The following is a 22,597-nucleotide window of genomic DNA, read 5'->3' on the forward strand; positions in this document are numbered from 1 at the left end:
GCGGTGACGCCGACGGCTCAGGCGGCGACGTCGCGGCGGGCGCGCCCGAGGTTGGAGCCGTGCTCGCGCGCGACCGTCTCGGTCTCGGCGCGCAGCTCGGCGGCCATCTCCTTGAACTGGTCGAGGGCGGGGTTGACCCCGACGAGCGTGAAGTCCGCCTCCGTCACGGTGAGGTCCAGGCCCCAGACGTCGGCGAGGATGCGGCGCATCCACGGGGTCGCGTGGTCCCAGCCCTCGCGCGGGGTGCCCGCGCGGTAGTTGCCGCCGCGCACGACCACGAGCTCGGCCGGCTTGCCGGCGAGGGTCGTCGTGCCGGGACCCATGCGCGGGTCGGTGATGACCAGGTCCACCCAGGCCTTGAAGTGCTGGGAGACGCCGAAGTTGAACAGCGGGACGGCGAACAGCAGCGCGTCGGCCTCGACCAGCTCGTCGACGAGGGTCGCGGCCAGGGCCACGGCCTCCGCCTGAGCCGGGGTGCGCTGGTCCTCGCCGACGAACCCGGCGGTGACGGCGTCGCCCCAGGCCGTCGCCGGGATCACGTCGGTGCCCACGTGACGACGCAGGACGCGCTCGCCCGGGTTGGCCTCGGTCCACGCGGCCTCGACGACGTCGGCCACCGCGCGGCTGTGCGAGCCCTCCACCCGGAAGCTCGAGTCCAGTCGGAAGAGAGTCATGGTGTTCTCCACTACTAGGTTCTGAGTCGCTAGGATTTTCCTAGCGGATAGCCCGATGCTAGCACGGCTAGACTGGGCCGCAAGGAGGCAGCGATGACGCAGACGGTGGACCCCGCGAGCGGCTCGACGACGGGCGAGGCGGGTGCGTGCGCGGCCGTGGCGTCGGCCTGCGCGGAGGCGGCCCCGACGATCGTCCGCTGCGACGCGGCCCTGACCCACGTCTTCGAGATCCTCGGCAAGCGCTGGAACGGCGTGATCGTGGGGGCGCTGTCGACCGGGCCCGCGTCCTTCTCCCAGCTCGCCCGCGGGGTGATTGGCATCAGCGACTCCGTGCTCTCCGACCGGCTGTCCGGCCTGGCCGGCGCCGGGATCGTCACCCGGGTCGTCGAGAGCGGTCCACCGGTGTCGGTGTCCTACGAGCTCACCGACGCGGGACGCGCCCTGCTGCCCGCGATGGACGAGCTCCGGCGCTGGGCCGAGCACCACCTCGTCTGAGCGGTCGGCCCGGGCCCTGAACGAGCTGTAGGCCCGTGCTCCAGGTCAAACTTTTACCTTCTCAGCGCTTCTGAGTTCATTTCTCAGTTTCCTCCCACGGCCGCACCCGCCCGGGTGAGGATGGCAGCGGCTCGGGGGGGCTGGCCGAGGCGACGACGCCTCTCTCCCGTGCACGCGCTCGTCGCACTCGGGGGGAACGTCATGCGCGCACCAGGGCTCGACCCTGCCGTCTTCGTGCACCCGCAAGGGGTGTGCGAGTCGGCGGACGTCGGCGTCGGCACGAGGGTCTGGGCCTTCGCCCACGTCCTCGACGGCGCGCGCGTCGGCGCCGGCTGCAACGTCTGCGACGGCGCGTTCGTCGAGGGCGGTGCCGTCCTCGGGGACCGCGTCACGGTCAAGAACCAGGTGATGGTCTTCGCCGGGGTGACGGTGGCCGACGACGTCTTCCTCGGCCCGGGCGTCACCTTCACCAACGACCTCAACCCGCGCGCGCACGTGCGCCACTCGGTCGACGAGCTCGTGCCGACCTGGGTCGACGAGGGCGCCACCCTGGGCGCCCGCGTCACGGTCGTCTGCGGGGTCACCATCGGCGCGAACGCCTTCGTCGGTGCGGGTGCCGTGGTCACGCGCGACGTGCCCGCGTACGCCTTCGTCGTCGGCAACCCGGCCCGCCAGATCGGCTGGGCCTGCCGCTGCGGGCGCCGTCTGGACCCCGACCTGCGCTGCTCCTGCGGCCGGGCGTGGGCGCTCGACGGCGACGGCCTCGTCGAGAGCGGAGCGCTGTCGTGTACGTGACGCTGCGCGGCGCCGCGCCCACGAGCACCACGCCCGCGGAGAGCCCCGCCTCGGCCGCGGGCGTGGCCCCGGCGCCGGGTCCGGAGGCAGCTGCGCGGGCCGGGCGCGCCGGTCGCCGGGTCCCCGGGGTCGTGCTCGCCCTCGGCTTCACCAGCCTCTTCACCGACATCTCCTCGGAGGCGGTCACGGCGATCCTGCCGCTGTACGTGACCGCCGTGCTCGGCCTCGGGCCCGCGGCGTACGGCTTCGTCGACGGCGTCTACCAGGGGGCCGCCTCGCTGGTCCGAGTCCTCGGCGGCTGGTGGGCCGACCGCAGCGGGCGGCCCAAGCTGGTCGCCGTCCTCGGCTACGGCATCTCCGCGGCGTCGCGGGTGCTCCTGCTGCCGGTCACCGGGGTAGCCGCGCTGACCGGTGTCGTCGCCCTCGACCGGGTCGGGAAAGGCCTGCGCACCGGTCCGCGCGACGCGATGATCGCGGCGGCGAGCACGCCGGAGCGGCTCGGGCGCAACTTCGGCGTGCACCGCGCGCTCGACACCGCCGGTGCCGTCGCCGGTCCGCTGCTCGCCTTCGGGGTCCTGTCGGCCGTCCCCGCCGGGCTCGCCGGCTACCGGGCCGTCTTCGTGCTCAGCGTCGCGGCCGCGGTCGCGGGGCTGGCGGTGCTGCTGCTCGCCGTCCCGCGCCGGGTGGGGGACCCGGCGACGGGCGGCGTCGCGGTGGGTGAGGTCGGCGGGCCGGGCGCCGGGGACGTCCCGGCCCGCTGGCGCTGGCGCGACCTCGCCGACCGCCGGCTGCGGTCCCTGCTGGTCGCCTCCGCGCTGCTCGGCCTGCTCACGGTCGGCGACGGCTTCCTCTACCTGGTGCTGGCCGACGCCGGCGGCATCGGGCTCACCTGGTTCCCGCTGCTGATGGTCGGCACCAACGCGGCCTACTTCGTCCTCGCCGTGCCCGTGGGGCGGCTCGCCGACCGCGTCGGCCGCGCCCGGGTGCTCGTCGGCGGCCACGTCGTCCTCGTCGTGGCGTACGTCGTCGCCGCGACCACCGGCTCCCACCTCGTCGGCGTCGTCGGCGTCCTGCTGCTGCTCGGCTGCTTCTACGCCGCGACCGACGGCGTCGTCAGCGCCCTGGCCAGCCAGGCGGTGCCGGCCGCGAGCCGTGCGACGGGGATCGCCTCGGTCCAGACCGCGGTGGGGCTCAGCCGCTTCGCCTCCTCGGTCTGCTTCGGCCTGCTCTGGCAGCTCACGAGCCGTTCCGTCGCGCTGCTCGCCGTCGGCCTCGCGCTCGCGGTCGCCGTCCCCGTCGCCGCCCGGCTGCTGCGCGGCGTCGCCCGGCCGGTGGTGGAGGTCGCGCCGTGACCCGGGGCCGGCTGCTCGTGCTCGGAGGTGTCGTCGCGGCCTGCGTGGCGCTCGTCGTCGTCTACGTCCTCCAGGTCCGCCACGCCGGGCAGGTCAGCGCGGCGACAGCGCCGCCGGTCGCCACGGTGCCGATGGGCGGGGTGCTGGCCGTGCCGCACGTCGTGTTCCGCAGCACGACCCTGGGGGCCGACTACGGCCGGCTCGCCGCCGTCCCGCTGTCCGACCCGTCGGGTCCTCGGGCGCTCGGCGGCGTCAGCTGCGAGCGGGTCTACGCGACCGCCTCGAGCGGGGTGTGCGTGACGGCCTCCGGCGGCATGGCCCCCACGTACGCGGTCTCGACCCTCGACGCCGGCCTGGCCCCGACCGCCTCCGCCGCCCTGGCGGGGCTGCCGAGCCGGGCGCGGATGTCGAGCGACGGGCGGCTCGTCGCGACGACCACCTTCATCAGCGGCCACTCCTACGCCTCCGCCTCCTTCTCCACCGCGACCGTCATCCGTGACGGCGGTCGGGCGCTGCCCAACCTCGAGACCTGGACGACCTTCCTGCCCGACGGCCAGCGCCTGGTGGCCGCCGACCGCAACTACTGGGGCGTCACCTTCGCCGCCGACGACGACACCTTCTACGCGACGGCGGCCTCGGGCGGCACGACCTGGCTGGTGCGCGGCAGCATCCGGGCGCGGACGATGCGCGCCCTGCGCACCGACGCCGAGTGCCCCTCGCTCTCGCCCGACGGGCGCCACGTCGCGTACAAGAAGCGGCTCGGCAACCCGACGCCAGGCGTCTGGCGCCTCGCCACCCTCGACCTCGCCAGCGGCGCGGAGACGCTGCTCGCCGAGACCCGTGACGTCGACGACCAGATGGAGTGGTTCGACGACGCCTCTGTCCTCTACGCCCTGCCCCGCACCGGCACGGAGGCCACGACCTCCGACGTCTGGCGCGTCCCCTCCGACGGGACCGGCCAGCCGGCCGTGCTCGTCCCGAACGCCTCCTCACCCGCGGTCGTGGCCGCACCCGCCGCCGGCCCCACGCCCGCGGCGGTTCAGACCCCCGAACCCCGCACCACCTCCTAAGGAGTACGACCGATGACGATCTGCTCGTCCTTGACGACCTCCGCCCGACGGGCGCGCTGACGTGGCGACGCTCTTCAAGCTCAGTCCTCGACGCTCGTCCGCCCGGCTGCCCGGCCGCGGCGTCGTCAGCGGGCTGCTCCGTCGTCGCGACGACCCGCAGCCGGGCGCCGGGGGTGGAGACGGTTCTCGGCCCCACGTGCTGATGATCGTGCAGAACCTGCCCGTGCCGCTCGACCGACGGGTGTGGCTGGAGTGCCGGACGCTCGCCGGAGCGGGATACGACGTCACCGTGATCTGCCCCAAGGGCCCCGGTGACCCCTCCTTCGAGGTGATCGACGGGATCGCCATCCACAAGTACCGCCCGGCACCGCCCACCACCGGCTTCGTCAGCTACGTGTGTGAGTTCGGCTACAGCTGGGCGCGGACCGCGGTCCTCTCGGCGAAGGTCTGGCGCGAGCACCACTTCTCGGTCATGCAGGCCTGCAACCCGCCGGACACCTACTGGCTGCTCGCCCGGCTCTGGCGCAGCCGCGGGGTCAGGTTCGTCTTCGACCAGCACGACCTCAACCCCGAGCTCTTCGAGTCCCGCTTCGGCAAGCCGAAGCGCTTCCGCGACCGCGCGCAGTACTACGCGCTGCGGTGGCTGGAGCAGATGACCTACCGCACGGCCGACATGGTCATCTCGACGAACGAGTCGTACCGCGCGATCGCGATGGGCCGTGGCGAGCGCGCCGCCGAGGACGTCGTCGTGGTCCGCAGCGGCCCGGAGACCCACCGCATGCGTCCCCTGGAGCCCGATCCGGCGGTGGTCCGCGACCCTCGCAAGACCCTCGTCTACCTCGGGATCATGGGACCGCAGGACGGGGTCGACCAGGTCCTCGTGGTCATGCACGAGCTGGTCCACAGGCGGGGTCGCACCGACGTCCGCGCGGTGCTCATGGGGTTCGGCGACTGCTACGACGACCTGCGCGCCATCTGCACCCGGCTCGACCTCGACGACTGCGTCACCTTCACCGGCCGTGCGGACCTCGACATGATCGCCGACGAGCTGAGCCTCGCCGACGTCGGCGTCTGCCCGGACCTCAAGTCGCCGCTCAACGACGTCTCGACCATGAACAAGACCATGGAGTACATGGCCTACGCGCTCCCGTCGGTGGCGTTCGACCTGGTGGAGACGCGCGTGTCGGGCGGCGACACGGTGCTCTACGTGCCCTCGGGCGACGTCAGCGGCTTCGCCGACCAGGTCGAGCGCCTGCTCGACGACGACGAGCTGAGGCGCTCCATGGGGCGCGACGCGCGCCGCCGGGTGGTCGACGAGCTCGACTGGCGCGCCCAGACCGGTCCCTACCTCTCCGTGTTCGGGCGGTTGACCGGCGGGCCCTCCGCCGTCGCCGAGCCCACGGGACGCGTGTTCTCCTGGCTCGCGGCGGTGCCCGAGGAAGCGACCTGCGACCACCGCGGGCGGCCCTACGCGACGCTCCTGGACCGTGCTCCGGTCCTCGCGCCGTCGGTGGTCGAGGAGCCGTTCGTCGAGCGGGCGACGGCCGACGAGGTCCTGCTCGAGGACATCCTCCTCGACGGGCCGCCGTCGACGTCGACCTTCGAGCGGAGCCTCGTGTGATCGACCTGCTGGAGACGGTCCAGGACCGGGTGGTCCCGCCGGCACCACACGGTGCTGTGTCGATGTCGGTCGTCGGGTGCGGCTACCTCGGCGCCGTGCACGCCGCGTCGATGGCGAGCCTCGGGCACGACGTCGTGGGTGTCGACGTCGACGCGGCCAAGGTGGCCGAGCTGGCGTCGGGTCGCTCGCCGTTCTTCGAGCCCGGGCTCGGTGCGCTGCTCGTCGACGGCACGCGGGCGGGGACGCTGCGCTTCACCACGGACCCGGCGGGAGCGCCCGGCGCGACCGTGCACTTCGTCTGCGTCGGGACGCCGCAGCGTCGCGGGGAGAACGCCGCGGACCTGCGTCACGTGGACGCGGCGGTCGCGCAACTCCTGCCGCAACTGAAGCCCGGCGACCTCGTCGTGGGCAAGTCGACCGTCCCGGTCGGCACGGCCGAGCGCATCGCCGAGCAGATGGCGGCCGTGGAGCCGGCGGCGACGCTCGTCTGGAACCCCGAGTTCCTGCGCGAGGGCCATGCCGTCGAGGACACGCTGTCACCCGACCGGCTGGTCTACGGGGTGCCCGAGGGCGCGGCGGGGGAGCGGGCGGTCGCGGTGCTCGACCGTGTGTACGCCAAGGCGCTCGCCGCCGGGACGCCGCAGGTCGTCACCGACTACACGACCGCCCAGCTGGTCAAGGTCGCGGCGAACTCCTTCCTGGCCACCAAGATCAGCTTCATCAACGCGATGGCCGAGCTGTGCGAGGCCACCGGGGGCGACGTCATCCAGCTGGCCGACGCGATTGGCCACGACGCCCGCATCGGGCGGCGGTTCCTCAACGCCGGGCTCGGCTTCGGCGGCGGCTGCCTGCCCAAGGACATCCGGGCCTTCATGGCCCGCGCGGGCGAGCTGGGCGTCGACCAGGCGCTGACCTTCCTGCGCGAGGTGGACTCGATCAATATGCGGCGCCGCGTCCGCATGGTCGACCTGGCGCGCGAGGTCAGCAGCGGCTCGATCGTCGGGCGCCGGATCGCCGTGCTCGGAGCCGCCTTCAAGCCGCACAGCGACGACGTGCGCGACTCACCCGCGCTGAGCGTCGCGGCCCAGATGTCCCTGCAGGGCGCCGACGTCGTGGTCACCGACCCGCAGGCCGTCCCGAACGCGGCCGCGAAGTGGCCAGACCTGGTGTTCGAGACCGATCTGGCGACGGCCGTCCGCGACGCCGAGCTCGTCCTCGTGCTGACCGAGTGGCCCGAGTACGTCGCGCTCGACCCGGCATGGCTCACCCCGCTCGTCGCCCGGACCCGGATCCTCGACGGCCGCAACGCCCTCGACCCGGCTCGCTGGCGCGCGGCGGGCTGGACCTACCGCGCGCTCGGGCGGCGCTGACGCCCGCGATACCCGTCACGCCCCCACCCGTACGCCGCTCACCAGGACGAAGGACCAGACGATGAGGACCAACCTCCACCACCTGCTCCAGGAGGCCGCGGCCGCCCGGCCGCAGGCGCCCGCACTCACGTGGAAGGACACCACCGTCACGTACGGCGAGCTCTGGCAGACGTGCGACGCCGCCGCGGGCGGGCTCGGCGCGCTCGGGCTGCGCCGCGGCGAGCGGGTCGCGGTCTTCCTGGACAAGCGCGTCGAGACCGTGGCGACCTTCATGGCCGCCTCGGCCGCCGGCGCGGTGTTCGTGCCGGTCAACCCGGTCCTCAAGGCGGCCCAGGTCTCCTACATCCTCGGCAACTGCGACGTGCGCGTCCTGGTGACCAGCGCCGACCGCCTCGTCACGGTCGCCGGGGAGCTCGCCGCCTGCCCGGCGCTCGAGCACGTGGTCGTGGTCGGCGACCCGGACCGGGAGCTCCCGGCCGTCGACGGGCACCTCACGCTCACCCGCTGGGAGAAGCTGCTCGTCCCCGGGGTCGGCGTCACCGGCACGGCCCCGCTCGACCTCGACGTGGCGGCGATCTTCTACACCTCGGGCAGCACCGGCAGGCCCAAGGGCGTCGTGCTCAGCCACCGCAACCTCCTCGTCGGCGCGGAGAGCGTCAGCTCCTACCTGCACAACACCGCCGACGACGTCATCCTCTCGGCGCTGCCGCTCAGCTTCGACGCGGGTTTCAGCCAGATCACGACGGCCTTCGCCGTCGGTGCGCACGTGGTGCTCCACAACCACCTCGTCGCCTCCGACATCCCCAGGCTCGTCGCGAAGCACGGCGTCACCGGCCTCACCGCCGTACCGCCGCTCTGGCTGCAGATCATCCAGACGGCGTGGCCCGAGGGCAGCACGAGCACGCTGCGCTACTTCGCCAACACCGGCGGGCGGATGCCACGTTCCACGCTCGACCGGCTGCGGTCGCTGTTCCCGACCGCGCTGCCCTTCCTCATGTACGGGCTCACCGAGGCCTTCCGGTCCACCTACCTCGACCCGGCGGAGGTCGACCGGCGCCCGGACTCGATCGGCAAGGCCATCCCGGACGCGGAGATCCTCGTCGTGCGTCCGGACGGCACGCTCTGCGCACCGGGGGAGCCCGGCGAGCTCGTCCACCGCGGGGCGCTCGTCGCCCTCGGCTACTGGGAGGACGAGGCGAAGACCGCCGAGCGGTTCAAGCCGGTCCCCGGCGACCGACCGGCCTGGCGAGCGCTCGAGATGGCCGTCTACTCCGGCGACACCGTCGTGGCCGACGAGGAGGGCTTCCTCTACTTCGTCGGTCGCGCCGACGAGATGATCAAGACCTCCGGCTACCGCGTCAGCCCCACCGAGGTGGAGGAGGCCGCGTACGGCACCGGACTGGTCGCCGACGCCGTCGCGCTCGGCGTGCCGGACGAGCGGCTCGGCGACGCGATCGCGATCGTCGTGACACCGGCGCCCGGCACCGAGCTCGAGGCCAAGACGCTGGTCGCCGCGCTGCGCAAGCAGCTGCCGCTCTACATGGTCCCCAGCCAGGTGGTCGTCCGGCCGAGCATGCCGCGCTCGCCGAACGGCAAGTACGACCGCCCGCTCGTCCGCGCGGAGCTGCTCGCATGAGCACCGCCGACCTGCTGGCGTCGTTCGGGACCGTCAAGGGCGAGCTCGCCGTGGGCGGGGTGCCGGTCAGCCTGCTCGCGGCGCGGGTCGGCTCGACGCCGTTCTTCGCCTACGACCGCCGGCTGCTCACCGAGCGGGTCTCGCTGCTCCGCTCGGTGCTGCCCGACGGCCTCGACCTCACGTACGCGATGAAGGCCAACCCGATGCCCGCCGTGGTGCAGCACCTGGCTGGCCTCGTGGACTCGATCGACGTCGCCTCGGCGGGGGAGATGGCCGTCGCGCTCGACACCGGCATCGACCCGGGCCGGGTCAGCTTCGCGGGCCCCGGCAAGACAGCTGCGGAGCTGCGGCGCGCGGTCGCTGCGGGCATCGTCGTCGAGCTCGAGTCGGTGACGGAGACCCGCCGGCTGCTCGCCGCGGGGAACGAGCTCGGGGTGCGGCCGCGCGTCGCCTTGCGGGTGAACCCCGACTTCGCCGTCAAGGGCTCGGGGATGCGGATGGGCGGCGGGCCCCAGCAGTTCGGGACCGACGTCGAGCAGGTGCCCGACCTCGTCGCCGAGCTCGTCGGCGCCGACGTCGACCTGCTGGGCTTCCACGTCTTCGCCGGGTCGCAGAACCTGCGGGCCGACACCATCGCCGAGGCCCAGCGCCGCACGGTCGACCTGGTCGTCGGCCTGGCCGACCTGCTCCCCACCCCGGTGCGCTACCTGAACCTCGGGGGCGGGTTCGGCATCCCGTACTTCCCGGCCGACGCCCCGCTCGACCTCGGCCTGGTCGCGGGCAACCTCGCGGCCCTGCTGGACGGGCCCATCGCGACGCACCTGCCCGAGGCCCGCACGGTGGTCGAGCTCGGGCGCTACATCGTCGGCGAGTGCGGCGTCTACGTCACCGAGGTGGTCGACCGGAAGGTCTCGCGCGGCAAGACGTACCTCGTCGTCGACGGCGGCATGCACCACCAGCTCGCCGCCTCCGGCAACCTCGGCCAGGTCATCCGCCGCAACTACCCGCTCGTCGTGGGTAGCCGTGCCGAGCAGGAGGCGACGGAGACCGCGACCGTCGTCGGCTGCCTGTGCACGCCGCTCGACCTGCTCGGCTCCGACGTCGAGCTGCCCCGTACCGAGGTCGGCGACCTCGTCGTGTTGTTCCAGGCGGGGGCCTACGGCCTCACCGCCAGCCCCACCCAGTTCCTCGGGCACCCGGCTCCGGCCGAGGTGCTCGTCTGACCCGCTCGAACCCGACCCGAAGGACAGCTCCATGACCGCCACCGCAGACCCCACCACCGGCTCGCTCGCCGAGGTCACCGACGTCGTCGTCGAGACCCTGGGCATCCAGGACCGCGCCGGCAACCTCGACGCCTCGACGCCGCTCTTCGGGGCCATGCCCGAGCTCGACTCGCTCGCGGTGCTCGAGCTCGTCTCCGCCCTCGAGGACCGCTTCGACATCGTCGTCGGGGACGAGGAGTTCGGCGGCGAGATCTTCGAGACGCTCGGCTCGTTGGCCGCGTTCGTCGACGGCAAGCGCGGCTGAGCGGCACCTGGCTCCACGTCCGTGACAGCAGGTCGGGCGAAGCTCTGCGGTCGAGCCGCACCCCGCACGAGACGGGTCTCCTCGGGCACCTGACGGACCGAGACCTGCCCGCCCGTGATCGACTTCAACCCCGGAGGTTCCATGCCCAAGCCGAAGCGCTCAGTGCCGACGCGCGGACGTCGACGGGTCAGCTGGCGCACCGCGTCCCTCGGACTCGCGGTGCTGCTGGCTCTAAGCGGTCTCGCGGCCTCGGGCGTGCTCGGCCCGCAGCACGCCGAGGCCTCGTCCCTGCTCTCGTCCACCAGACCGAAGGTCGAGGCCTTCGACGACTCCGTGTCCGTCACGGTCGGCGTCGCGTTCACGGTCCGTCGGCCCGGCACGATCGTCGCCGTCCGGTTCTACAAGGGCAAGGGGAACACCGGTACGCACCAGGGCGGTGTGTTCGACGCGTCGGGCGAGCTCGTGGCCCGAGCCACCTTCCGGTCGGAGACGGCGACGGGGTGGCAGTACGCGGCCCTGGACCGGCCGGTGGCTGCGAAGGCGGGCACGAGGTTCACGGCTGCCGTGCTGATGCCTCGTGGGCGCTACTCGGTGGACGAGAACTTCAGCTGGCCCACCGACAACCCCGACCTGGGCGCCGGCGGAGGCACCTACCGGTACGCGCGAGCGCTGGAGCTGCCCGACCAGTCCTACGCGGGCAACAACTACTGGGTGGACGTGAACTTCAGGCCGGCCGTCCCCGCCAGCGCGCCGGCCGGACCCACCGCGAGCACGACGGTTCCGTCGGCGCGACCGGAAGCGGCCGTGCCGCCCGGGTCGTGCGTCGGCGAGCCCGGTCGACCCGGCGGGAAGGACCCCTGGGGCGGTTGCTGGCCGGGACCGCAGAACACGGGCTACCCGCACGGGCTGGCGGGTGACACCCGGCGGCCCGTCACGCTCACCGCCTACACGGGCCCGCAGCAGATCCGCTCCTGCGGCGTCGTCATCGACAGCAAGATCGTCACCGGCGACCTGCTCATCCAGGCCGGGAACGGGGCGAAGACGAAGGACAAGCCCTGCGTCGTCATCCGCAACTCCCTGGTCAGGGGAGTGATCTACAGCGAGGAGGGTGGGTACGGCCCCACCGTCGTCAGCGACACCGAGGTGGCCCCGAAGGGGTTGTCGTGGTGGGAGAACGTCGGCCGCACCAACATCTTCGTCACCCGGGTGAACTCCCACGGCTCGCAGGGCGTGATCAAGTGCGAGCAGAACTGCGAGGCGGTCGACAGCTGGGTGCACGGCATGCAGCTAGGCGGCGCCTACCACTACAACGCGTTCGGCTCGAACGGCATGGCGTCCGGACGCTTCGTCATCCGCCACAACTGGGCCTCGTGCGGCGATTGGTCCTCCGGCGACGGCCGGACCGCCCAGGACGCCGGGTGCTCGGCCGCCATCGGCTTCTACGGGGACTTCGACCCCAACCGGAACATCTCGATCGAGCGCAACTACCTGGTCAGCTCCTTCAGCAAGGGCAACAAGATCAGCACGGACCGCAACCGGCAGTCGGGCTACTGCCTCAACCCGGGCTACTACCCGGGCAAGCCCTTCCCACGCGCGACCGACGTCAAGGTCGTCGACAACGTCTTCGGGCGGGGCGACTCGGGGAGGTGCGGGGTGTTCGGCCCGACCAACAGCCTGAACAAGAAGGGTGACACCACGACCGGGAACACCTGGTCCGGCAACCGCTACGAGGACGGCACGCCGATCGCACGCCCGGAGGAGTGAGACCTCTCACCGGACCCGCTTCGCGAACCCCTTCAGCTCCAGGAGCGCTCGGCGGCGCGGAGCCGGTCCCGTCAGGATCTGGGCGCGGACGGAGGCGAGGTCGTCCGACGCGGTCACGCTGTACCGCGGGACCAGCCAGCTCCCCGGCAGCGCCGGTCGTCGGTCGCTGCTGTGGACCCGGGCGTACCCCAGCCGGCGCAGGCCCGCCAGGGTGCGCCGGTCGTACCGTCCCAGCGGTAGCGCGGCTTCCACAACCGGGTGGCGGGCGGCCTCCTCGATCACCGTCCGCGCGGTGACCCACTCGCGCTCCTGCCGCTCTGGACCCAGCCCGCGCCAGGGCACGTGGTCCATCCCGTGGCTGCCGACGGCCATGCCCTCCCGGCGCAGCAGGCGGAGGTCCTCGCGCCCGAGGCTGCCGGGCTCGTCGAGCCGGCCGGCGAGCGCGAAGAAGGTCGCGCGCAGACCGCGTCGACGGAGGGCCGGCAGGGCGATCTCGACGTCCGAGGCGTTGCCGTCGTCGAAGCTGATCGACACGTCGCGACGGTCACGGACCTCGTCGAGGACCTCGGCGAACAGGCCCTCCTCGATCCAGTAGCCCGCCTCGTCCGTCTCGAGCGGCCGGGCGGGAGCACCGACGCCGTGGAAGCAGAGGTTGATCATGCGGTCGTCCCGCGTGCGCCGACGGCGGTGCGCGAGCTCTCGTCGCGGCCCCAGGCCTTCGAGGCCGACGCCCGGCGGGCCCGCTCGGCTGCGACGACGGTGAGGACGGCGTACACGAGGCCGGCCGGCAGCAGGCGCGGGTCGCGGAGGACGACCGAGCGCAACCAGGAGGCGCGAGCGGCGGGTCGCGTGCCCAGGGCGCGCGACCGGAGGTCGGCGTTCGCCCGGCGCACACGGACCAGCCGGTTGAGCAGGTCGCGCGTGCGGTAGGGGGTCTGCACCACGACCTCGACCGAGCCGATCACGGCGCGTCGGTCCCGCGCGACCACCGAGTCGAGGAACAGGTCGTCGGCCATCAGCCCGGGGAAGTCCTCGAACAGCGCGCGCCCCGACCTCGAGAGCATGATCGCCCCGCGCCCGAAGAGCGCGTCCTCGTAGACCGGCAGACGGGCGTTGATCGCCGCCCAGCACCTCACGACCCAGGGCCGGCCCTCGGTCGCCATGCGGCGGGCGGGGACAGCGGCCTGCAGGTCGTCGTCCGCGGCGAGGGCGTCGGCCAGCCGCCGGACGCCGTCCGACGGCAGCACGATGTCGGCGTCGAGGTAGAGCCGGGGGAAGCCGACCGCGACCGCGTCGCCGTGGTTGAGGGCGTTCGCCTTGCCCGCCTCGGCCAGCTCGACCACCCGGACCCCGGGGCGCCGGGCCAGCCCTGCGGTGTCGTCGTGGCAGCCGTTGGCGACGACGACGACCGCGGCGGCCTCGTCCTGCGCGGCGAGCGCGTCCAGGCACCGGGTGATCACGGCGCTCTCGTCGTGGGCCGCCACCACCACGCTCGGCGTCCGGCCTACCGGACCACCGCTGCGTACGCCTGCAGGCACCACGTCGGACCCCCGTCCCGCGTCTGTGGGTCCAGCGTACGGACGGCGCCGACGCTCGGGGAGAGGTTCGGAGAACTCGGCCCGCCACCCCTGGCCACGCCGTAGCGTGGCGCTCGTGGAGCGGGCGGGGACCTTGTCCGTCAGGCCGATCGAGCCTGCCGACGTCGAGCGCGTGGCCGCGTTCCTGGCGCGGACGATGCCCGCCGGACCACCGGCCCGGACGTGGGCGCGTGCGGCACGTGCGCCGTGGGGGACCGACCAGCCCAACCACGGCTTCCTGCTCGAGCACGGCGGCGACGTGGTGGGGGCCAACCTCGCCTTCTACAGCGAGCGCGTGCTGTCGACCGGGGCTCAGCGCTTCTGCAACCTCGCCGCGCTGTCCGTCCTGCCCGAGCACCGCGCCAGCGCCGTCCGTCTGGCTCGTGCACTGCTGGCGCAGCCCGGCCACGCGTTCACCGACCTCTCGCCGAGCGGGCAGGTCGTGGACATCGACCGTCGGCTCGGCTTCCGCCCGCTCGACACCACCACGGCCTTCGGCGTCAACCGCCCGGGCGGCCGTGCGCCACGGGGCGTCCGGGTGGTGACCGGCGCCGACGCGATCGACGGCCTGCTCGAGGACCCGCGCGAGCGTCAGGTCCTCGCGGACCACCGCGACGCGCTCGCCGCCCGGCACCTGCTCGTGGTGCGGGGCGAGCGGCAGTGCTACGTGCTCTACCGGCGGGACACCAGGAAGCGGCTGCGGTGCTTCGCCACGCTGCTGCACGTCTCCGACCCCGAGCTCTACACCGACTCCAGGTCGGCGGTCGACCGCGTGCTGCTGCGCGAGGGCGCGCTCGTGACGTTGGTCGAGCTCCGGGTCCTCGGGGGGCGGGTCCCGCCCGGCGCCCGCCTGTACGCGGGCCGTCCCAAGCTGGTGAAGGGCAAGGACCTCCCGCTGGACGAGGTCGACGACCTCTACAGCGAGCTCACCTGCGTGCCGTGGTGAGCCGGGGCGGCCGTCGCGTCACGCACCCGTCCGGATGACCCGGAGCCGGTGCTTCATGGACTCGTAGCCCTCCCGGCCCAGCACGCGCAGGCCGGTCTCGCGCAGCGCGGTCCGAGCGCCGTCGCGCAGCAGCCGCCATGGCTGGCGGAGCACGGCGTCCGTCACCCTGAGCCCGGTGCTGGGCACCGGCGCCTCGTCGAGGAGCGAGCCGAACTGCGCGCGGTAGGCGTCGGGCGCGACCAGCCGGCCGCGGACGCGGTTGCTCACGTTGCTCCCGTGCACGACCTGGAGCCACGCCGGCGACCCGTGCAGGCGGACGACCGGCATGACCTGCGCGAACTCGTTGTGACGCTCGGACCACGAGGTCCGGGCCCCCGACCATGGTTCGAGCACGGAGCAGAAGGCGTTGTCGGGGTCGGTCCGCAGGTACAGCCCACCCGGGCCCAGGACGAGGCCCCGGGTGAGGTAGACCGCGCGTGCCGCGGGCAGCGGCGCCACGGTCCGGAGCCGCGCGAGGAAGTCCGTCGCCAGGCCGTCGTCGTTGTCCAGGTTCGTGGTGAGCAGGTGGCTGCCCGGCCGGGGGACCGCCGCGGCGAGGTCCTCCGCCAGCTCGGCGGGCCCGACCTCGGTGCGCAGCACCGCTCGGAGCAGGCCGCGGTCGACGTAGGGCCGCAGACGGTCGAAGAGCCAGCCCGGGCTCTCGGGGTCGACGTAGACGATCCAGGTGAAGGGTGTGGTCTGCCGCGCCACGGACGAGGCGCAGTACCGCTCGAACAGGTCGGCGCGCTCGGTCAACCAGCCCTCCCGGGCGCGGATGAGCCCCTCGACGCCGGGCGTCGGCAGGTTGAAGCGGGTCAGCAGGACGTGGTCGACCCCCGTCGGGCTCACTTCTCCTCCCCGTCCGGGGTCGGTCCGGTGGTCGTCGCGCGGGGTGCGGCGGAGGCGGACCGCCGGCGCCTCAGCAGGAGGCGGTCGATCCACCAGATGCCCGTCAGCGACAGGCTGATGCCGAGCGCGCCCGTCGCCGCCGCGGCACGCATCGTGCTGCCGTTGTGGTAGGTGATGCCCGCGTCCGACGACGGCAGCGTCGTGATGCGCCAGCTCTGCTTGACGTCGGCCTGGTCCTGGTAGTCCTGGACGAGCTGCTCCAGCCGGGCGAGCGTCTCCGCCGAGCGGGCGGCCACGACCTGCGGCGAGGGGTCGACCACCTGGACGTCGATCACGGGGACGGGGTAGAGCGGCTTCCACTGGCTCCCGTCGTTGACCATCCGGACCCTCACCGCCGAGCGCTCGCCCTCCCCGTAGAGGCGCGTGTCGGAGGAGACGGTGCGGAGCCCGGGATGGGCTCCGTTGTACTGGCGCACGAACACCCCGGCGATCTGAGGCATCTCGTAGGGCGCGTTCACGAGCGAGTTGTCGTAGTACTTCTGCGTGGGGGCCAGGACCACGACGCTGTACCCGGCCCAGTAGACCCCCGCACGGTGGGTCGCGGCGTACGTGCCGGCCACGGTCAGCACCGCTCCGAGCAGCAGCAGGTACCAACGGCGCACCAGCAGCGCGACCAATCCCCGTGACGTCACGTGCAACCCCCTGCGCGTCATCCTGGCACCCCGTGAAGGCCGTCGTGCGGTGTTCTGGCGGGCTCCTCCCGGGTGCACGAGAACCACCTCCGGACCCCCTCGGAAGGTGAATTTCTGACCCCTTCGGAGTGCCAGCGGGGCTCTCGACCTTGTGCGACGATCGATCCGCACCGTGGACAGCGGGGGTTCGGCAAGGGGGAGCACGGGTGCAGATTCACGTTCTGTGGGGCGCTCTGCGCCGCCGCTGGTACGCGCTGGTCGTCACCGTCCTGCTCGCCGCCGCGGGCACCTACCTGGTGGTCCACGCCGTGGGCCCGACCTACCGTGCGACGGGCGCCGTCCTCCTGCTGCCACCGGAGACGACCCTCGAGCAGGCCGACCCGAAGCAGTCGAACACCAACCCCTTCCTCGCGCTCGGCAGCCTCAGCCAGGTCCGGGACGTGACCGTCCGGTCGGTCACCTCGCAGGCGACCATGGCCGCGATGTGCCTGCCGCAGCCCGACCCGGCGTACGCCGCCATGCGGGCCAAGCTGTGCAACGACGACCCGGCGGTGAAGTTCCAGGTCGGGCCCGACGACACCAACAGCGCGCCGATCGTCCTGATCACGGTCGACGCGGACACGGTCTCGGACGCCCAGGTCGCTCTCCGGGCGATGATGGACCAGGTCCCCGCCGCGCTGACCCAGCTGCAGGGGCCCATGGTGCTCAAGCCCGAGGCGATCATCACCTCGACGCCGCTCGTGACCGACGCCCGTCCCGAGGTCGTCCGCAAGAACCAGATCCGGACCGGCATCGTGGCCGGCGCAGGGATCCTCGGCCTCGGCCTGCTGCTGCTGGCGCTCCTCGACCACCTCCTGCTCACGCGCCAGGGCCGGCGGCCCGGCGAGCCGTCGGCGGGCGGGACGGCCGAGGACGGCTGGTGGGCGAGCGGGGACGACGCGGCGTCGATCGACCGCGAGGCCGAGGCGCTGGGTCAGGAGGTCTCCACCGGCTGGGACACCGACCAGAGGCAGGTCGAAGCCGTTGGCCGGGGCTGACGGGACGTCCGGCTCGGCGACGACCCACCTGCCTGTCCGCGGCGCAGGTCTCGACGCCGCGTCGGTCCTGACCGTGTTCGTGGTGCTGCTGCTCGCCGTCCCGTCGCCGATGGTCGTCGCACCGCTCGGGACCGCCGGGGCGCCGTCGACGATCGCCGCCCTCGGCGGGTTCGCGCTGTGGGCCTGGTTCCACGTGCAGCGCACCGCACCCGGAGCCGTCGACCGGCAGCCGGTCCGGCTCGCCGCCCTCGGGTGGCTGCTCGCCATCCTCGCCGTGTACGCGTACGCCATGGGCTCGCCGCTCCCGGGCGACGAGATCAGCCCGGCCGACAGCGGGTTGTTGAAGGCCGTCGGCCTGGTCGGGCTCGTCGTGCTCGCCAACGACGGAACCCCGACCTTCGAGCGGCACCGGGCGCTGGTGCGGCGGCTGCTGATCGGGGTCGGGCTGGTCGCCGTGCTCGGGGTCGTGCAGTACTCGACGAAACAGCTCTTCGTCGACCGGCTGAGCATCCCGGGCCTGACCAACGGGACGGCCGACTGGGTGCTCTCCACCCGCAGCGGCCTGATCCGGCCGAGCGGCACCGCGACCCACCCCATCGAGTTCGGCGTGGTGCTGACCATGGTGCTGCCGCTGGCCATCACCTTCGCCCTCCGGTCGCCCACGCGCCGGTGGCTGTACCGGCTGCTGCTGGCGCCGATCGCGCTGGCGGTCTTCCTGTCGATCTCGCGGTCGGCCGTGCTCTGCGCGCTGGTCGCGCTCGTCGTTCTCGCTGTCCGCTGGTCGGCGCGGGTCCGCCTCGGAGCGCTCGTGGTGACGCTCGGCGCGACCGCGGTCGTCTACCTGCTGGTGCCGGGCGTCCTCGGCACGATCGGACGGCTCTTCACCGGCGCCGGCAACGACCCGAGCATCACGTCGCGGACCGACAGCTACCAGATCGTCGAGACGTTCTTCGAGCGGAGCCCGGTCCTCGGCCGGGGCTTCGGAACCTTCCTCACGCGCTACTGGATCCTGGACAACGGCTACCTCGGGCTCCTGATCGAGGGCGGGGTCGTCGGCCTGGGCGGTCTGCTCCTGCTGATCGCCACCACGCTGGTCGCCGCGAGCACCGCCCGGCGGGCGGCAGCCGCGTCGTTCGACCAGGAGGTCGCGCACGCGCTGCTGGCCGCCGTCGCGGCGGGCGCCTGCAGCCTGGCCTTCTTCGACACCTTCGCCTTCCCCCAGTCGGCGGGGTGCTTCTTCCTGCTCATCGGGCTGGTCGGTGCCTCGCGCCGGCTCGCGCTGCAGGACGCGACGACGACGCGTGTCGCCGCGGTCGAGCGGCGCCGGACCGAGGAGGTCGTCGCGTGACGTCCGAAGAGCCGCGGCAGCGCCGCGACCGGGTGGCGGTCGTCGTCGTCCTCTACAACAGCGCGCCGCTCCTGCCGGACCTGGTCGAGTCGCTCCCCGCCGGGCTGACCGGCGTGGACTTCGAGCTGGTCGGGGTCGACAACGCCTCGCCCGACAGCAGCGTGGAGACGTTGCTGGAGCTGGCTCCCTGGGCGACCGTCGTCCGCACCGGCCGCAACGGCGGGTACGCGGCGGGCATCAACGCCGGGGTCGCCGCGGCCCGCCCGCACGACGCCGTCCTCGTGCTCAACTCCGACGTGCGGCTCCGTCCGGGGTGCGTCGCCGCCCTGCTCGAGGGGCTGCAGCGCACCGGGGCGGGCATCGCCGTGCCGCGGCTCCTGGACGCCGATGGGGCGCTGATCGACTCGCTCCGGCGCGAGCCCACCGTCCTGCGCGCCATCGGGGACGCCGTGCTCGGGGCGCAGCGGGCCGGACGATTCGCCACGCTCGGCGAGAACGTGACCGACCTCGACGCGTACGGGCGGGCTCAGCGCAGCGACTGGGCCGAGGGCTCGACCCAGCTGATCAGCCGGGAGTGCTGGGAGACGTGCGGCCCCTGGGACGAGTCGTTCTTCCTCTACTGCGAGGAGACCGAGTTCGACCTGCGCGCGCGCGACCTCGGCTTCTCCACCTGGCTCGTGCCGGAGGCGCAGGCGGTCCACCTCGAGGGCGGCTCCGGCCTCTCCGACCGTCTGTGGGTCCTCCAGGTGACCAATCGCGTCCGGCTCTTCCGGCGGCGTCACGGCCGGGTCGCGGTCGACCTCTACTGGGCCGCCACCCTGCTCCGCGAGGCGACGAGGGCGATGCTCGGGCGCTCCAACAGCAGGGCCGCGACGAGGGCCCTGCTCCGCCGCGGCGACGTGGCACGCAGCGCTCCGACCCCGGCAGCCGTGTGACGTCGAGGCGACCCGCCCTCCCCAGAGCCGGTCGCCTCAGCGGGCGCGACGGGGGCGGGTGACCGCACGTGCGCGGGCCAGGGCCGGACGCAGGTGGTCCGGCACCAGGTCACGTGCCGCGGGCCTGGCGCCGCGACGGACGAGCCCGGCCGCCAGCCCCACCCGTACCGGTGTCGGGAAGGCCGAGAGGTGGGAGCGGACGGACCCCTCGGGCCCACGGCTCCAGCTCGTCCGCTCCATGACCGCCAGCACGAGGACGTCCACCTCGTCCTCCCGTCGGTCCACCGGTCGCGACCGTCCCGGCGCCGCGGCGCCGGCCGTGGACCGCACGAACTCGTCGAGCGCCGCCCGCCAGCCGGTCCCCGTGTGCGACGACGCGATGCTGGCCTCGACCGCAGCACCTGACGTGGTGCGCAGGGTGGGGTCGTCGAGCAGCGCGGCGAGCGTGGTCTCGAGCTCCGCCGGCGTCGTGGGCCGGTGCATGTGGTCCTCGACCTCCGGCGTGTCGGCCCCGAAGACGTCGCAGCCGGCCGGGTGGCCGGCGTAGGTGACGACCGGGGTGCCGAGGCTCCCGACCTCGAGGAGCGAGGTGAGCGAGCTGAAGGGGAACGAGTCGAGGTAGACGTCGGCGGCCTGCTGCACGAGCGACGGGTCGTCGAGGAGCCCGAGCGCCCGGACCCGGCCGGAGGTGGAGCGCTCGGCCTCCGCCCACTCCCCGTCCGGCTCCGGGCCCGCCGCGAGCAGCACGGCGTCGGGGTGCGCACGGATCGTCGGCAGCACGAGGTCGAGCAGGCTCGGGCCCGAGACCGGACAATACTTCGAGGCGTCGGCGGCGGTCACCACGAGCACCTGGCCCGCGGCCAGGCCGAGGCGCTGCTTGGCCTCGGTCCGGCTGCTGGTCCGACCCCGAGGGTCCAGGGGTCGCGCGAGGGTCGCGCACCGCGACGGGTCGACCCCACGTCGTCCGACCGCCAGCTCAGCCCCGCTGCGGCGCATGTTGAGCAGCACGGAGGTGTAGCTCGTCCCCAGCCAGAAGACGTGGTCGGCGTGGTTGACGTACGTGACCGGCGGCAGGTCCGGCACGCCGGTGAACGCCAGCCCGGGGACGACGTCGTAGGGGTGCGCGTGCACGAGGACGAGGTCGCTGGTCCGGGCCAGGGTGCGGAGCCGGGCTGCGCGGCGCAGCAGGCCGGCGACGGTGTCGACCCGCTCGAGGGTAAGCCTCGAGCCCTCTCGTGCGGTCAGCTTGGCGGGGACGGCGACCGGACCCTGCCGCGTCAGGCAGACGTGGTGGTCCCGGGTGGTGTCCTGGTCGGCCCAGGACGCGACGAACTGCGTGGAGCCGCCCGTCTGGTACGCCTGCGTGACGACGTGCAGGACGCGGGGCCGGTCGCCCGGGGCGTGGGGCGCCCGTCCTGCCGCTCGCGGCACCGAGCCGGCGAGCTCCAGCACCATGTCCTCGAGCGCGGCGTCCGCGAAGTGGCCCCCCGGGTTGAACCAGGCCTGGTCCGCCGCGGTCTGCACCCAGGCGGCGGCACGGGCTGCCCTGCCCGACCCGAGATCGGCCTGCGCCCGGTCGCGCAGACGCTCGAAGGCGGCGAAGTTGCGGCCCAGCCGCTCTCGGGCGGCGGTGCGGGTCGGGTCGAGGACGGCGGCGCTCATGCGGACCGGCCGCTCGCACCCACCAGCGTCGGCACCCGCAGCCGCAGGTCCACCGGGCGGTGGCGGGGCCCGGTGAAGGCCTGGGCGCCGCCTACCGCGAGCGGCCCCAGGACGCACCAGGCGCCGCTTCCCTGGCTGAACCCGGCGAACGCGGGTCCGGCGGAGTCGTCGCAGAGGGTCCGTGCGAGCTCGAGGTCGACGTTCGTCACGACGAAGGAGCGGTCCGGACGCGCGTCGACCCGGGCGAGGACCTCGGTGGCCCCGACCACACCCACCGTGATGGCGCGGTCCCGTCGACGGAGGGCGACCTCGCCCCCGTGCGTCCAGGTCGGGCGACGGTCCTGCTCGCCCGCCACGTTCAGCACCGCCACCGGGGTGTCGTCGGGGCTGCACGCGAGCAGGGCGTCCACGGTCTCCCGGACGTCTGCGAGCACGGCACCGCGACGGCCGTGGAGCCGGTGCCACGAGGAGGTGGTGAGCGAGTCCTTGATCCACCGGTAGCGCCAGCGCTGACCGTCGAGCGGTCCGGGCAGCGTCACCCGGCGGCCGCCGCCCACGACGCCGCAGGTCGTCCGGACCGGTACGCGTTCCGGGTACCTCGCCCCGACGCTGGCGTGGGCGACGTCGAGCCTGGCGAGGTTGGTGGTCAGGCTGTTGTGGGTCAGAGCCACGTCGACCGCAGCGACACGGCCCCCGAGCCGGCCGATCCGGAGCCCGTACTCCACGGCGTACGCGTGCCAGGCGAGGTCGGCGTCCTCCGCGAGCGGCTCCTCGAGCACCGTGCTGCGGGCCACGGCGAAGAGCACCTCGTCGAGGCTGTCGACGTCGACGGGCTCCAGGGCGGGGTCACCGGCGAGGATCACGCGGTCCCGGATCCGCCCGGCGAGCCGACCCGTGCTCGTGATCCCGGCGGCACCCGCCACGTCGACGTCCCCGCGCAGGAGCAGCCCCGCCGCGCGCTCCAGGTCGACCAGCGAGTGCAGGTAGACGTCCTGGTGGACGAAGACGACGACGTCGTGGCGTGCGCGGCGCGCCCCGTGGTTGAGGGCCGCGCCCGCGGACGCGAACTCCCCGCGGCGGTTGTCGACCGCGATCACCTCAGTCTCGGGTGCTTCGGCCTGCGCCGCCCGCACCGACGTCAGGAGGCAGTCCTCGAGGACGCGGCCGTCGTTGTAGACGCATACCAGGGTCACCGGACGGCGGAGCCC

At 73.6% G+C, this 22,597-nt stretch carries 21 protein-coding genes; 14 read left to right on the plus strand and 7 right to left on the minus strand.

Annotated elements, in window-relative coordinates; all coding sequences use genetic code 11:
- Positions 1-17: 17 nt before the first annotated feature.
- Positions 18-674, minus strand: a complete 657-nt coding sequence (locus tag BLU42_RS03930) for an FMN-dependent NADH-azoreductase (protein ID WP_091073347.1) — start codon at positions 672-674, stop codon at positions 18-20.
- A 93-nt stretch (positions 675-767) separates the two neighbouring features.
- On the opposite strand from BLU42_RS03930, the gene BLU42_RS03935 reads away from it, so the two are divergent.
- The 10 genes from BLU42_RS03935 (at position 768) to BLU42_RS03980 (ending at position 12,304) form a co-directional block, all read left to right on the plus strand.
- Entirely contained in the window at positions 768-1,169 is a 402-nt protein-coding gene (locus BLU42_RS03935) for a winged helix-turn-helix transcriptional regulator (RefSeq protein ID WP_091073348.1), read from the plus strand.
- 201 nt (positions 1,170-1,370) lie between these two features.
- Entirely contained in the window at positions 1,371-1,964 is a 594-nt protein-coding gene (locus BLU42_RS03940; protein ID WP_091079296.1) for an acyltransferase, read from the plus strand.
- Positions 1,955-3,316, plus strand: coding sequence for an MFS transporter (locus tag BLU42_RS03945; protein ID WP_197680607.1), 1,362 nt, complete (start codon positions 1,955-1,957; stop codon positions 3,314-3,316). The genes BLU42_RS03940 and BLU42_RS03945 overlap by 10 nt, the downstream gene beginning before the upstream one ends.
- Complete coding sequence (locus BLU42_RS03950) at positions 3,313-4,386, plus strand: TolB-like translocation protein (protein WP_091073349.1); 1,074 nt, start codon at positions 3,313-3,315, stop codon at positions 4,384-4,386. Before BLU42_RS03945 ends, BLU42_RS03950 begins: the two co-directional genes overlap by 4 nt.
- A gap of 61 nt (positions 4,387-4,447) precedes the next feature.
- On the plus strand, positions 4,448-6,007 hold the full coding sequence (locus BLU42_RS03955) for a glycosyltransferase family 4 protein (protein ID WP_231918427.1): 1,560 nt from the start codon (positions 4,448-4,450) through the stop codon (positions 6,005-6,007).
- 62 nt (positions 6,008-6,069) lie between these two features.
- Positions 6,070-7,377: a UDP-glucose dehydrogenase family protein gene (locus tag BLU42_RS03960; protein ID WP_197680608.1), complete on the plus strand. Its 1,308-nt coding sequence runs from the start codon at positions 6,070-6,072 to the stop codon at positions 7,375-7,377.
- A gap of 61 nt (positions 7,378-7,438) precedes the next feature.
- Positions 7,439-9,013 carry an acyl-CoA ligase (AMP-forming), exosortase A system-associated gene (locus BLU42_RS03965; protein WP_091073350.1) on the plus strand — a complete coding sequence of 525 codons (1,575 nt, stop codon included), beginning with the start codon at positions 7,439-7,441 and terminating at the stop codon, positions 9,011-9,013.
- The gene (locus BLU42_RS03970) at positions 9,010-10,236 is read left to right on the plus strand and encodes a pyridoxal-dependent decarboxylase, exosortase A system-associated (RefSeq protein WP_091073351.1); all 1,227 of its coding nucleotides are present in this window, start codon (positions 9,010-9,012) and stop codon (positions 10,234-10,236) included. The genes BLU42_RS03965 and BLU42_RS03970 overlap by 4 nt, the downstream gene beginning before the upstream one ends.
- 31 nt (positions 10,237-10,267) lie before the next feature.
- Positions 10,268-10,540, plus strand: coding sequence for an acyl carrier protein (locus BLU42_RS03975; RefSeq protein ID WP_091073352.1), 273 nt, complete (start codon positions 10,268-10,270; stop codon positions 10,538-10,540).
- 141 nt (positions 10,541-10,681) lie between these two features.
- Positions 10,682-12,304: a DUF4082 domain-containing protein gene (locus BLU42_RS03980; RefSeq protein WP_157719758.1), complete on the plus strand. Its 1,623-nt coding sequence runs from the start codon at positions 10,682-10,684 to the stop codon at positions 12,302-12,304.
- A 6-nt stretch (positions 12,305-12,310) separates the two neighbouring features.
- Here BLU42_RS03980 and BLU42_RS03985 read toward each other — a convergent pair whose 3' ends face one another.
- Positions 12,311-12,964, minus strand: a complete 654-nt coding sequence (locus BLU42_RS03985; protein ID WP_091073354.1) for a polysaccharide deacetylase family protein — start codon at positions 12,962-12,964, stop codon at positions 12,311-12,313.
- A complete protein-coding gene (locus BLU42_RS03990) occupies positions 12,961-13,845 on the minus strand; it encodes a glycosyltransferase (RefSeq protein ID WP_331715254.1) in 885 nt (294 codons plus the stop codon). The genes BLU42_RS03985 and BLU42_RS03990 overlap by 4 nt, the downstream gene beginning before the upstream one ends.
- Positions 13,846-13,957: 112 nt before the next feature.
- Between BLU42_RS03990 and BLU42_RS03995 the strand changes: the two genes are divergently transcribed.
- Positions 13,958-14,827: a hypothetical protein gene (locus tag BLU42_RS03995; protein WP_157719759.1), complete on the plus strand. Its 870-nt coding sequence runs from the start codon at positions 13,958-13,960 to the stop codon at positions 14,825-14,827.
- An 18-nt stretch (positions 14,828-14,845) separates the two neighbouring features.
- Here BLU42_RS03995 and BLU42_RS04000 read toward each other — a convergent pair whose 3' ends face one another.
- A complete protein-coding gene (locus BLU42_RS04000; RefSeq protein ID WP_091073356.1) occupies positions 14,846-15,715 on the minus strand; it encodes a glycosyltransferase in 870 nt (289 codons plus the stop codon).
- Complete coding sequence (locus tag BLU42_RS04005) at positions 15,712-16,407, minus strand: hypothetical protein (protein WP_157719760.1); 696 nt, start codon at positions 16,405-16,407, stop codon at positions 15,712-15,714. The genes BLU42_RS04000 and BLU42_RS04005 overlap by 4 nt, the downstream gene beginning before the upstream one ends.
- Before the next feature lie 206 nt (positions 16,408-16,613).
- On the opposite strand from BLU42_RS04005, the gene BLU42_RS04010 reads away from it, so the two are divergent.
- Genes BLU42_RS04010 through BLU42_RS04020 form a run of 3 tightly spaced genes read left to right on the plus strand, consistent with a single transcriptional unit; the run spans position 16,614 to position 19,727 of the window.
- Positions 16,614-17,444 (plus strand): hypothetical protein, encoded by an 831-nt coding sequence (locus tag BLU42_RS04010; RefSeq protein WP_091073358.1) that lies wholly within the window; start codon positions 16,614-16,616, stop codon positions 17,442-17,444.
- Complete coding sequence (locus tag BLU42_RS04015; RefSeq protein WP_091073359.1) at positions 17,431-18,792, plus strand: O-antigen ligase family protein; 1,362 nt, start codon at positions 17,431-17,433, stop codon at positions 18,790-18,792. The genes BLU42_RS04010 and BLU42_RS04015 overlap by 14 nt, the downstream gene beginning before the upstream one ends.
- Positions 18,789-19,727 (plus strand): glycosyltransferase family 2 protein, encoded by a 939-nt coding sequence (locus tag BLU42_RS04020; protein ID WP_231918429.1) that lies wholly within the window; start codon positions 18,789-18,791, stop codon positions 19,725-19,727. The genes BLU42_RS04015 and BLU42_RS04020 overlap by 4 nt, the downstream gene beginning before the upstream one ends.
- Positions 19,728-19,763: 36 nt before the next feature.
- Here the strand turns inward: BLU42_RS04020 and BLU42_RS04025 are convergent, their stop codons facing one another.
- Both BLU42_RS04025 and BLU42_RS04030 read right to left on the minus strand, forming a co-directional pair.
- Positions 19,764-21,389 (minus strand): glycosyltransferase family protein, encoded by a 1,626-nt coding sequence (locus BLU42_RS04025; RefSeq protein WP_091073360.1) that lies wholly within the window; start codon positions 21,387-21,389, stop codon positions 19,764-19,766.
- The gene (locus tag BLU42_RS04030; RefSeq protein WP_157719761.1) at positions 21,386-22,582 is read right to left on the minus strand and encodes a glycosyltransferase family 2 protein; all 1,197 of its coding nucleotides are present in this window, start codon (positions 22,580-22,582) and stop codon (positions 21,386-21,388) included. The genes BLU42_RS04025 and BLU42_RS04030 overlap by 4 nt, the downstream gene beginning before the upstream one ends.
- Positions 22,583-22,597 lie beyond the last annotated feature (15 nt).

Source organism: Microlunatus sagamiharensis (assembly GCF_900105785.1).
GTDB lineage: Bacteria > Actinomycetota > Actinomycetes > Propionibacteriales > Propionibacteriaceae > Microlunatus > Microlunatus sagamiharensis.